Annotated in this window: 8 protein-coding genes; 5 read left to right on the top strand and 3 right to left on the bottom strand. The window is 57.6% G+C overall.

Features of this window, described 5'->3' with window-relative positions:
• Positions 1 to 505: 505 nt before the first annotated feature.
• From ABH899_RS18585 to ABH899_RS18575, 3 genes are all read left to right on the top strand, one after another.
• On the top strand, positions 506 to 1,447 hold the full coding sequence (locus tag ABH899_RS18585) for an N-acetylglucosamine kinase (RefSeq protein WP_369999212.1): 942 nt from the start codon (positions 506 to 508) through the stop codon (positions 1,445 to 1,447).
• A 65-nt stretch (positions 1,448 to 1,512) separates the two neighbouring features.
• The gene (murQ, locus tag ABH899_RS18580) at positions 1,513 to 2,427 is read left to right on the top strand and encodes an N-acetylmuramic acid 6-phosphate etherase (protein ID WP_369999209.1); all 915 of its coding nucleotides are present in this window, start codon (positions 1,513 to 1,515) and stop codon (positions 2,425 to 2,427) included.
• Between the two features lie 32 nt (positions 2,428 to 2,459).
• The gene (locus tag ABH899_RS18575) at positions 2,460 to 3,773 is read left to right on the top strand and encodes a GNAT family N-acetyltransferase (protein WP_369999206.1); all 1,314 of its coding nucleotides are present in this window, start codon (positions 2,460 to 2,462) and stop codon (positions 3,771 to 3,773) included.
• A gap of 352 nt (positions 3,774 to 4,125) precedes the next feature.
• Here the strand turns inward: ABH899_RS18575 and ABH899_RS18570 are convergent, their stop codons facing one another.
• Positions 4,126 to 4,626, bottom strand: coding sequence for a hypothetical protein (locus ABH899_RS18570; protein WP_369999203.1), 501 nt, complete (start codon positions 4,624 to 4,626; stop codon positions 4,126 to 4,128).
• A 318-nt stretch (positions 4,627 to 4,944) separates the two neighbouring features.
• On the opposite strand from ABH899_RS18570, the gene ABH899_RS18565 reads away from it, so the two are divergent.
• Positions 4,945 to 7,554 (top strand): winged helix-turn-helix domain-containing protein, encoded by a 2,610-nt coding sequence (locus ABH899_RS18565; RefSeq protein ID WP_369999201.1) that lies wholly within the window; start codon positions 4,945 to 4,947, stop codon positions 7,552 to 7,554.
• 557 nt (positions 7,555 to 8,111) lie between these two features.
• Entirely contained in the window at positions 8,112 to 8,540 is a 429-nt protein-coding gene (locus ABH899_RS18560; protein WP_369999198.1) for a hypothetical protein, read from the top strand.
• 216 nt (positions 8,541 to 8,756) lie between these two features.
• Here the strand turns inward: ABH899_RS18560 and ABH899_RS18555 are convergent, their stop codons facing one another.
• Both ABH899_RS18555 and thrS read right to left on the bottom strand, forming a co-directional pair.
• Positions 8,757 to 10,037: a DUF1963 domain-containing protein gene (locus tag ABH899_RS18555; protein WP_369999196.1), complete on the bottom strand. Its 1,281-nt coding sequence runs from the start codon at positions 10,035 to 10,037 to the stop codon at positions 8,757 to 8,759.
• A gap of 117 nt (positions 10,038 to 10,154) precedes the next feature.
• Complete coding sequence (thrS, locus tag ABH899_RS18550) at positions 10,155 to 12,068, bottom strand: threonine--tRNA ligase (protein WP_369999193.1); 1,914 nt, start codon at positions 12,066 to 12,068, stop codon at positions 10,155 to 10,157.
• Positions 12,069 to 12,278: the final 210 nt, after the last annotated feature.

The raw sequence follows: 12,278 nt of genomic DNA, 5'->3' as shown, positions 1-12,278 counted from the left end.
CCCCTGTTGGATAATAAAATCGGGTCTTCTTTTTCCAATTAACTGTAACCGCTTTCTATGTGTCATTATACCGTTTACGAAATTTTATTTCAATTATTTTTTACAGTATAAAATTTTGTTTCCTGTACGTTTTAAAGAAACATCCCTTTGTTAAGCGGATGATTTGGGGCCTTCGGAAAATGACCTGCCGCCCTCTTTTCGATCAAAATTTTATTTCAGAAATTTTTAAAAAATATAAACTTTTATTTTACAATCTTCCTGTGCTTCCGCTATACTATTGTCAGGGACTTCAACTGCATTCCCCTTTTTTTCCTCTAGTTTCCACGCCATACTTTTCTTTGACGGCCTGGAACTTCTTTATTATGTTAGCCTTATAGCCGTTCTCAACAGCGAATATCCCGAACCCGCCCGGCTCTGACCGAGGCAGGCAATCGGGCTGAGTTTTATACATCATGCTGGCATTCTTTCAGTTTCTACAAAAATAACGGAAGAAAAGGTGACTCCCATGGATTATGTCATCGGCCTTGACGGCGGCGGCACCAAAACCGAAGCCCTCGCAATCGACTTGAGCGGCGCAGAGCTCGGCACTTGGACGGGCGGCCCGGGAAATCCTCACGCCGTTACTTTCGCAACCGCTTCGACGGAACTCGGCCGGCTTCTCGCCACGGTCAAAGATGCTATGCCGGGACGCAGATGCCTGGCCGTTTGCGCCGGCCTTGCCGGAGTAGACACCGCCGAGGAACGGAGCACAATGGAGCGGTATTTGACCCAAACGCTTACGGGAAGTGCTTACGAGGGTGTATCTCTTCTGATTAAAAACGACGCCGAAATTGCGCTGAAAGCCGCCCTTGGCTCCAGCAAAGGCATCATCGCCATTGCAGGCACCGGTTCCATCATTTACGCCTTCGATTCCGAAGGGAACAAGTACCGTGCCGGAGGCTGGGGGCATCTGCTCGGCGATCAAGGCAGCGGCTACGACATCGGGCTCTCCGTTCTTCAAACCGTCATGAAAAGCTACGACAGCGTACTTCCCGCGACCTTGCTTACAGAAGCCGTCCTTCAAAAACACGGCATCCGGGACGCGGCGGAGCTGCGCGGAATCGTTTATCGGCCCGGCGTGCAGAAGGCGCAGATTGCCGAGCACGCGGAACTCGCTGTCCGTGCAGCGGCGGCGGGAGATATGCTCGCCCGCCAAATCATCGTGCGCTCAGCCGAAGATCTCGCCGACCTCGTCGTAGCGCTCCGGAACCGCCACCCCGAGCTTGGCCGTCTGAAAATTGGCGCGGCCGGGTCGATTTTCGCGCATTGTCCGCTCTTCTACGATACTTTCCGGGTGAACGTATCGCAGGAAGACGATTTATCGGACGTCGTCTTGTCCGGCCGCCGCTCATCTGCAGGTGCCGCCGATTACGCCAGGGAGCTTGCGGCCTCCCAAGGGGTGAAGTAAGCGGCCGTTAAGTATGCCGCGTTGCGACCGCCTTTATATCCCTTTTTAACTACCGGAGGTACCTTATGAAAGAAAATATACACAGTCTCACGACCGAGCAGCAAAATCCCCGGACCCGCCAACTGGACCAGAGATCTGCTTTGGATATCGTCACGCTGATCAACCAGGAGGATTTAACCGTCGCGGAAGCGGTCCGGCAGGTGCTTCCGGCCGTGGCCGAAGCGGTTGATTGGATCACGCAGCGGCTTTCCGCGGGCGGCAGGCTCTTTTACTTCGGGGCGGGAACAAGCGGCAGGCTCGGAATTCTTGACGCATCCGAATGCCCGCCTACTTACGGAACCGATCCCAAGCTGATTCAAGGAATCATTGCCGGAGGACCCGATGCGATTTTGAAAGCCGTCGAGGGAGCGGAAGACAGCGAGCAGCTCGGACGCGACGATGCGGATGCCTGCGGCGTCAGCTCCAAGGATGTCGTTGTCGGCATCGCGGCAAGCGGCAGAACGCCCTATGTGATCGGCGCCATGAAGCGCGCCCGCGAACAAGGGGCAAAAGTCATCGCCTTGTGCAATAACCACGGCACCCCGATGGCAGCCATCGCCGATCTGGCCATTGAGCCTGTTGTCGGTCCGGAAGTCGTCCTCGGGTCGACCCGCATGAAAGCGGGCACCGCCCAGAAAATGGTACTGAACATGCTCACAACGGCCTCGATGGTACGTCTAGGCAAAGTGTATGATAATCTGATGGTGGACGTTCAGCCTTCCAATTACAAACTAGTCGAACGCGCCAAACGCCTCATTGCGATGGCAACGGGCTCGGACAGCGAAGAAATTTCCCGGGCTTATGCGGAATCGCAAGGTCACGTCAAAACCGCCATCGTCATGATTCTGGCTAAAATGTCCTATGAAGAAGCTTCACGCAGATTACAGGAAACCGGCGGCAAAGTCCGCATGGCGGTTGAATCGTCCGAAAGTGCCTCATAAGCGTTTATTTCTCAGCGAAAGGTTGCATGCACATGAATGTCCGCTTAGTGAAACCTGATGAAATGACCGAAGCCGCGGCGCTTGCCGACTCGATCTTCCGGGACGGCGAGCAGGTATCGATGGCCGCCGGCTTCCCTTATTTGTTCTCCGCCGTCACTTCCTCCTCGTTCGGAGCTTATGGAGAAGACAGCCGCATGACGGCTTTTATGGGACTTCTCCCATCCGCCGTCCGGATCGGCTCCTCGCAGCTGAACGTGTTCTCCGTCGGCGCGGTCTGCACGGCCCCGGAAGCACGGGGCCACGGGGTTGCCGGCAAGCTGCTCGATGCCGTGAAGGATCAAGTCGCCGCATCGGACGGCGACCTGATCCTCGTGTCCGGCACGAGAAGCCTGTACACGCGCGCAGGCTGCCGCGAGTTTGGGACGATCCGGCGCTACACGCTTACGCCGGAAATGGCCCCGGCGCTGCGGGAAGCGGCCGCTGAGGCTCCGCAAGCCGGCGTAAGCGAGGGCAGCACGGCCTCGCTTACGGGTGCAGGTGCGGGTGCCTCTGCCCGTGCTGCCGCGCAGGTCGGCGCCGGCGCTTCCCGCGGCACGGATGCGGCCGGACCGCTCCTCTGCCGGGAGTGGACGCACAGCGACCTGCCCGCTCTCGCCAAGCTGGCCGCTTCCCGCGAAGTCGCCTTCGAGCAGAGCCAGTGGGACCTGGCCATGCTCATTGACGCGCAGGCTTACGCGAGATGCGTGAAGCTCGGGCACCGCGTCTACGTTGCGGAACGCGGAGGCGTCCCAACCGCGTTCCTGGTCGCCGCGCTTCCGGGAAGCCTCCGGCCGAAGATGACGCCGTTCGCCATCGAGTGGGCGGGCGAGCCTTCGGCCGCAGCCGCTCTGCTCGCGCATGCGCTGGAGACCGCGGCCCCGGAGAAGCTGGACGTGCTCGCTTCCCGGCACGATGCCGGACTGGCCGCTCTGCTGCAGAAGCACGCTCCGTACGCGGACGAGCGGATTCTGGGCACCGTCTATGTGCCCGATGCGGCTCGCCTTTTCCACCGGCTGAAGCCGTACTTGGCTGCTCTTCAGCCGGAAAAAGCTCCCCTGCTGGAAGGCAGCTCCGGCGCGGCTGAACGCGGCATCCGGCTGTCCTATCCGGGGCTGAACGACCTGGAACTGGATGCGGACGCGTGGATCGCGCTTCTGTTCGACGGTCCGTTCTCACTGCCGGGAGAGGAAGCGGACGCGAATGCGGCGCCGGTCCTTCCCGAAGGTACACCGGCACAATGGCGAGAGGCGCTGACAGGTCTGTTCCCTGTCCCGTTTCCGTCGACCTCCGGCCTCAATTACATCTGACGCGCACTTTATCGCCTCCCCGTCGATACCGGAGTTTTCCTTGGGGCGGCGGGATATGCGGTATTGTGCTGCCTATACAAAAAAAGCGCCACCCCTTTAGCGGGCGGGCGCTTTTTTCCGTTCCTAACGTTACGTTCGGCACAAACATGTACAGGCGCTCGCCTCTTGTCTAAATTCCCCCAGTCGCTGAAGTTTCTCCGCGAACACATGTTTTGACGGCACTGCTTGTACTGTTCATTGCTTGTACCGTTAGTATTGCTTGTACCGCTTGTACCGCTTGTACCGCTAGCACTGCTTGCATTGCTTGCGCTTCTTGAATGACTTGCCTCTCCCTCCCCACTTGCCAGATCGTTCAACGTTCCCCGCGCTTAACCGCCAGTACGAAAATACCGTCGCCCGCTCCGTTTGCAGCGGCCATCATTCGTCCTTTCCGGTTTACCCGGTGTGCGGGAAGCAGCCGGACGGAACCTTTTCTGTCCAGCACAAGCACGTTTATAACCCTGTCCGGTTCCAGACCGTCTGGCAGCGCGTCCGGCAGCGGCAGGGCCAGCTCTATATCCGGCAGGTTCTCCAGTTTCCTTTTCTTATCCCCATAGGAAACGATCACGGCAAATTCGACGGACTCCGAAAGAAGGCGGTATCGTCCTGAACCCGCCTCCCCGGTCAACAAGGCTTCCCGTTCTTTTCGGCCCATGCTAATCTCGAACGAAACAGTCATCTCCGACAGCCGGACTCCCGGACCGAACTGTCCCGCGGCTGCGCCAATACCGATTTGACCGGCGGGTATGCGGAAACTTCCGGCCCAGGTATCCAGTTCAATAGATGCTTCCCTTATTTGGAGCAGCCGGACCATATCCCCCGGCTACGCTCACGGATGCGTTTTTCGCTTGCTGCGGCAGGTTTACATGAACATCCCATACAGCGTTAGAGAAGGAGGAGGGCTGTCCTCCGTTATATTTCCCGCCCGGCTTCGCCTGCACAATAGTTTGCTCTCCCTTCACTATAGCTTGGTGAGCCCGCTGCCTCCATCCGGCACGAAAACTCGCGGCAAGTTTACTAAGAGCTAATGAAATTATCCATTAACTTAAGTTAACTTGGAGCTTGTTTTTTTATATAATGATACAAAACAGATTGGAAACGACCGCGGCTGTCTGCCGCTTCTGGAGGACTTATGACCGATACGGCTTCCGATGCCCCCGTCATTTTAAAAACCAAAATAGCCGCGCCTCTTCCAAAGGCGAATCTGGTTGCCCGCGAGCGGCTGACCGATTCTTTATCCCGGGGAATAAACGGACGGCTTACGCTTGTGTGCGCCCCCGCCGGATTCGGCAAAACGACCCTGCTTACTCAGTGGGCCCACAGCAGCGGGCAAACCTGCGCCTGGCTGTCCCTGGATGCCAGAGATAACGATTTTATCCGCTTCTGGCGCACGCTCATCCACTCCCTGGCCGATAAGGCCGGAGACCCGGCCGGACAGCGGCTTGCGGTGCTTACTCTATCGCTGCAGGATATTTCCTCGTCCACTTTTCTGGATGCGCTTTTAAACGAGCTTTATGAGCTTCCCGGAAAAACGGTGCTTGTTCTCGACGACTACCACCTGATCGGGGACGCGCGGATTCACGACAGCCTGGCTTATTTTATCGAATACCTGCCGCCTGCGCTTCACGTGCTGATCGCAAGCCGCAGCGAGCTTCCTTTTTCGACTGTAAAGTGGACCGCCAAGCAGGAACAAAACGAACTGCACACGGCCACTCTCCAATTTACGGCCGATGAAACCGCGGCATTTTACCGGGATATCCACAATCATCCTTTGACGGATGAACAGATCCGGCGCCTCGCCGCACAGACGGAAGGCTGGGTAACCGGCCTGCAGTTGGCGCTGCTGTCTCTTCAATCCGGGGCGGACGCGGCCCGTTTCCTCGAGGAATTCCGCGGAGACCACCGGGTTATCTCGGATTATTTATTCGAAGAAGTTGCCTCGAAATTGCCGCCGGACCTCTATTCCTTCGTGCTGAAAACGTCCGTTCTTCAAGAGATGGATGCCGATCTGTGCGATGCGGTCACGGAAAGCGCCGACTCCCGGGTACTGCTCGAGCGGGCTAAAAAATCAAACCTCTTCCTGGTGCCCCTGGACGAGCGCGGCGCCTGGTTCCGGTACCATCATCTGTTTGCCGGATTTCTGCAGGAGCTGCTTAAACGCAAGCAGTCGAAGGAATGGCGGCGGCTGAACCGGCTGGCAAGTGCAGGCTGCATTTCGCGCGGATTTATGAATGAAGCGGTGGAATACGCCATAGCCGGCGAAGATTATCCTCTGCTGGAAAGCTGCCTGAGAACCCACATGCCGGCCGTATTGGAAAGCGGAGAACTGGGCAACCTCCTGCGCTGGTTCCGCAGCTTTCCTCCGGATTATGCCGTACCGCCCGCGTTGTCTTTGCACCATGCTTTCGTCCTGCTCATGACGGGTCATGCGGAGCAGGCCGAGCAGCTGCTTGACCGGGTAGAGTCGTCGCTGGACGCTTCCATGGAGCCGGAAGAACGGAAAGAACTCCAGAGCGGGCTGCTCTTCGTGCGTTCGAATCTGATGTTTATGACCGGCATCTTCGATAAATGGTTCACTCATATCGGGACTCTGCTGCATGAGATTTTACCGGCCGATCCGGCTTTTTACACGTTTAACTACAACCGGACCGAACCGCTGGTCAGACGGACACCGCTCGGCCTCAAGGGCGCACTCTCGCCCGATACGGAAAGGATCGGCGCCTTGTTTACCAGTCTGCTGGAAGCCAGGGGATGGCACGGTTCCTACATTTATCTGTACGTCATGCAGTCGCTCAGCGAGGGCTACTACGAGTGGAACCGGCTGGAGGACAGCCGCAGATTGGCGGTCCTGGTCTCCCGTTCCGCCCCAGCCAGGGAGCTGCCCGGCTTGTATGTGCCGATGCATCTGACGCAGGCCATGCTGGATGCGGCGGAGGGGCGCTTCGAGCTGGCCCATGCCGCTGTGGACGAAGCTTTCGAGGCAGCTTCCGGGCTGGAAGACAGCCGTTGGCAGCAGCTTTTGCAGGCGGCCAGAATCCGTCTGTACCTTAAAGAAGACCGCTCCGCAGACGTGAAAAAAGCTCTGCCGCAGCTCGGTTTGTCCAGGAAGGACAAGCCCGGTTTTCGGCAGGAGTTCGAATACGTGACGCTGGCGCGCGCGCTCGGCAGCCAGCGCAAGGAGAAAGAGGCGCTGCGCCTGCTGGAGCTGCTTAAACCCCAGTGCGAGCGGGAGCAGCTTCTGTCCGGCATCATCGAAATCGGCATTCTGCAGGCGCTCCTGGAAAATCAGCGGGGACAGCGTACGGCGGCTCTGCGCCATCTTCACGAAGCGCTGGAGCTGGGTGCCCGGAACGGCTACATCCGGAGCTTCCTCGATGAAGGCAAAGCCATGGAAACCCTGCTGCGCGCTTATGCCAGACAATACCGCTTGGCCCGGGAAGCGGCAGGACAGGGAGGCGGGATGCACGATTACGTATTGAAGCTGCTTAGCCTGTTCATGCCCGCCTCCCCCCAGCGCAAAACTGCAGCCCCGGCGCTCGTGGAGGAACTGAGCCGCAGCGAGATCAGTCTGCTCCGCCTTATCCGCCGGGGCGCTTCCAACAAGCAGATGGCGGAGCAGTTGACGCTTTCCGAGGGTACGGTCAAGGTCTACCTCTCCCGCTTGTACGAGAAACTGGGCGTTTCCTCCCGTACCCAAGCGCTCGTTACCGCGCAGGAGCTTAAGCTGCTGGATGCGGAATAGCATGCCGGCTTGGCTGAAACGATGCTTGTTTCAGCTCTTCCCGGCCTGCTGTGCGCCAAGGCCGCTGCGCCGCCTAACCCCTCCGGGTCATATCCGGAGGGGTTTTTGTGTGGCCTTGCTTCTGCTCTTGCTTCTGCTCTTGCTTCTCCTGCTCCCTGTGTCACTCTTCGGCCCGTCCTTCGCCTCGCTCTTCTATCCGCACTTCACTCCCGTTCTCGAATTTACTTTCCCGATTGCTCTATACCGTTTTTGCTTTGCAGTCTCTCCCTCAGATTTCAGAGCAGATTCAGGTTGATTTAATCCCGTTTTAAGAAGTGCCGGGTACAATGGGTTCAGGACAGCGGATCAAACGTTTGCCTTAAACCGTTTTAGAAGGAAATTTGCCGGGTAATAATTCCGGCCGCGCAACGGAAACCCGTGTGCTTCGTATAAGACTTAGAAGACGTCCTTTCAACTTACATACGAATTACTCCATTCGCTTATCTGCCTACTTACGCTTATAGATACCGTTGCTCGTCTGATCCCACCTATTCGTTTACAGAAAAGAGGAAATACACATGAGACCCAAACATATTTTAATCGCAGGCACTGTCGCTTTTGCCATCACAATCGGTGCGGGATTTTGGAATGAAGAAAGCACTGCGGAAGTACAAATTATGATCCCGGATAACCCGGCCGCATTCGATAAAGTGAAAACCGCAGCCACACAAACCGCAGCCGTGCCCGTCCAGGACGAACTGCATCAGGCCCTGGGCGTCACTTCCGACGAAGAGATTTACGACGCTTTGTATAACGGGCAGTCTCTCGCTGAGGTAGCGGCCGGCCATTCGCGTGATGTGCAGGATGTCATTGCCCTGCAAACGGCGCAATTGTCCGCGCAGCTGGATGACCGTCTCGCCGGTGGAAGCTTGTCCCGGGAAGCTTATGAAGCCCACAAGGCAGAGCTGGTCGAGGTCATCACCCGAAGCGTCGCAAACGTAACTTGACCGGTCTTTGCCGGTCCGCCGCCACCCCCTCAAGCATCACACGGTTAAAAAGAGAAAAGGCGCCTCCCGATTTTACGGGAGCGCCTTTTTTGATTGAATCTGCCGCATGCCTCATCGGCACTGCGGTTAATACTACTCGCCGGCACGCGATCAAGACTGTCACCGGCGTAACCGCGTGACAAGACCGAGCCTGCCGCAGCAGAATGATCACGAGACTTACGTCTGCTGAAAGTGGGTTGCGGCGACTTGGCATTCCTTGCATACGAACGCATAGGTAATTCCTTCGCCGTAATCATCCGCATCCTCCCAGGAAAATTGGGCCAGGAAGGTCATTTTCCCCGAGCACCCGGGACAATCCGGGTACTCCGCGTCCTGAATCCACGTGGGATGGCCCCCCACCTGCGAAGCCACCGCCGGCTCCTGCGTCCAGACGGCGGCGTAGTACGTTCCCCGCTCCTTGCCGGAGAACCGCAGGGCGGGCCGCCCTCCGGCCTCCAACGGCCCGTCCTCTTCCGGCACCGGCGCAGCGGCGGGGGCGGCATTGTACCGGCTCCATCTGCTCCCTCCGTTACCGTCTATATCCGTAAAAAGAAAGCCATAGCAGGTGCAGCTCAAACAGGTCGCAATCTTCAATCTCTCGCCTTCCATACCTAGGAACTGAAGCGAAGGATGTCTGAGGTCCAGATCGAACAAAACAGTCATTTCGCCGCCGCAGCCTCTGCAAAACTCTTCGGTCTCTCCGAAAAGCGATACAGGCTCGCCGCCGGAGGGCATGCCTTTTTCAAACGTCCGGCACTCCCTGTAAAACAAGTCGCTTCTCGAACCTTCCCCGTTCAGCGTCCATCCTGCCTCAAGCGAGTACTGATGTGGAGGAACATACAGTTCTTCGGCCCAGACAGGCGGAGTTTCCCTCCATTGGTTAAAGCGGGCCGCCACCGCCTCATCCCCGATCCACGCCAACGCGAGAAGCAGGAAATTGCGGTTCTCCGCATCTTTTTCCACTTGGTCCAGCAGAAAGTCCCGGATAGCGGCGGGAGCCTGCTTGTAGAGAATACCCGGATGGTAACATTCCTTCCGAATAAGCGCGGGCAGACAATCGTGCACCGGTATTCCCGTGAAACATGCCAGCGATAACAAAATGTCTTCCGCGATATCCGGCTCATCTTCCGATAGCAGCGCCGCCGCGTAAGCTTTCATCCTCTCCGCATCCGATGCGGACAAAGAGGCATACAGCTCCTCGGCCGTTTTCTCGTACGCCGTATAGCGGGTGAGAGGGTCCGGAACCCTCGGCTCGCACATGATTTTCAAAATCTCCACGGGGTCCGTTATCCCCTCGTAGAGATTCACATCCCTGCGGTTCCGGCGGATGAACTCCTCCCGCTCCAGCCGCTGCCGGTTTTGTACGCAGGGCATACAGTAACCGCCCGTCTTCTCGGCTGTCCGGGGAAGAATCGTCGCCCGGCAATCCGCGCTTTTGCACGGAATACGCTCCGTCATCGCATTTCATCCTTTCACCTTCCGGCGAGCTTACATGGAGAGCACGGCCGGATTTCGCTTGAAATCTTCCCGAGAACAGGAAGCCTGCCTTCCGCGCTCCTACTTTCTCCCGGGCTGCTAAGCTTTACTGCGGATTTCTTCGAGAATCCGCCCGCAAATCTCCTCAATCGATTGCGGGCCCAAGTCCCCTTCTCCGCGCTTGCGGACGGCTGCCGTGCCCGTATTTTTTTCGTTTTCGCCGAGGACGAACATGTACGGCACTTTTTCCAGCTGCGCTTCACGGATCTTGTAGCCCAATTTCTCGTTTCTCAGATCGGCTTCCGCGCGGATGCCCGCTTCGTCCAGCGATTTCTTCACGAGCATGGCGTAATCGGCGTAATGGTCGGACACCGGCAGAAGCTTCACCTGTACCGGCGCCAGCCAGAGCGGGAAAGCGCCGCTGTAATGCTCGGTGATGATCCCGATGAAGCGGTCGACCGAACCGTACACGGCCCGGTGGATAACGACCGGCCGGTGTTTCAGGCTGTCCTCGCCGATGTACGTGAGGTCGAATTTCTCCGGCATTTGAAAATCGAGCTGGATCGTGCCGCACTGCCAGCTGCGCTTGAGCGCATCGAGAATATGGAAGTCGATTTTCGGCCCGTAGAACGCGCCGTCGCCTTCGTTGACCCGGTATTCGATGCCCCGGTTATCGAGCACGTTTTTCAGGGAAGCTTCCGCCTGATCCCACAGCTCCTGAGAGCCCATGGAGTCTTCGGGGCGCGTGGACAGCTCGATTTTGTACTCGAAGCCGAAGACGCCGTAAATATGGTCGATCAGTTCGATCACCCGGCCGATTTCTTCTTCGATCTGATCGGGGCGGACGAACAGATGCGCATCGTCCTGACAGAACGTGCGCACGCGCATCATGCCGTTCAGCGCGCCCGACATCTCGTGCCGGTGCACCTGCCCGTACTCGGCAAGGCGGATCGGAAGTTCCCGGTAGGAATGCAGGCTGTTTTTATAAATCAGCATATGGCCCGGACAGTTCATGGGCTTCAGCGCAAAACTCGTATCGTCCACATCGGTAAAATACATGTTGTCCTTGTAATGGTCCCAGTGGCCCGACTGCTCCCAGAGGCGTCTGTTCATCATGAACGGCGTACGCACTTCGTCATATTCCCGCTGCCGCTGCAGTCCGCGTGCGAAGCTTTCCAGCTCTGTGCGGATCGTCATCCCTTTGGGCAGGTAGAACGGCATGCCGGGAGCTTCTTCGGAGAACATGAACAGGCCAAGTTCCTTGCCCAGCTTGCGGTGGTCGCGTTTCTTGGCCTCCTCCAGCAGATGCAGATGCTCGTCAAGCTCCGCTTTTTTCGGGAAAGCCGTGCCGTAGATGCGCTGGAGCATCTTGTTGGCAGAATCCCCACGCCAGTAAGCGCCTGCCACGTTCAGCAGCTTGAACGCTTTGATCCGCCCCGTCGAAGGCAGATGCGGTCCCCTGCACAGGTCGAGAAATTCTCCCTGTTCGTAGACGGAAATTTCCGCATCCTCCGGAAGGTCGCGGATCAGCTCCAGCTTCAGGGGATCTTCCATGTCGCCGAAAATGCGGAGAGCCTCCTCCCGGCTTACGACCCGGCGGATGATCGGCAGGTTTTCACCCGCGATTTTCTCCATCTCCTTCTCGATGGCGGCGAGATCTTCGGTCGACAAGGGCTTTTCGAGATCCAGGTCGTAATAGAACCCGTCCTCGATAACCGGGCCGATGCCCAGCTTCACGGCTTTGCCGCCGTAAATCCGCTTGATGGCCTGCGCCATGAGGTGCGCCGTGCTGTGCCGGTAAATGTTCAGCCCCTCGGCGCTATCCGGCGTGATAATCTCGGCCGCGCTGTCTCGCTCGATGGACGTGTTCAGATCGACCGGTTTGCCGTTTAGTTTGCCGCCGAACGCGTTCTTACGAAGTCCCGGACTGATGGACTGGGCCACCTCTTCAATCGTTGTCCCTCTGGAGTACTCCCGGACCGATCCGTCTGGCAAGGTTACTTGAATATTCATCGTCTATCCCTCCACGAGTGTTTTTTGTTGAACGCAAAAAAACGCAGCTCATCCACAAAGGGACGAGTGCGTTCAGCTCGTGGTTCCACCCTCATTTGATCTGCCGCGAAGCGCGCAGAATCCTCATTTGGCATCCGGTAACGGAGATGATCCGGTGTCATCTACTGCCGCTCGGATCTTATGCGGGTTCGATGCCACGGCTGCAAAGGG

Origin of the sequence: Paenibacillus sp. RC84 (genome assembly GCF_041260495.1) — a bacterium.
Lineage (GTDB): Bacteria > Bacillota > Bacilli > Paenibacillales > NBRC-103111 > Paenibacillus_F.
The sequence above is the reverse complement of the archived record's forward strand: the minus strand, read 5'-3'. Positions and strand labels throughout refer to the sequence as shown.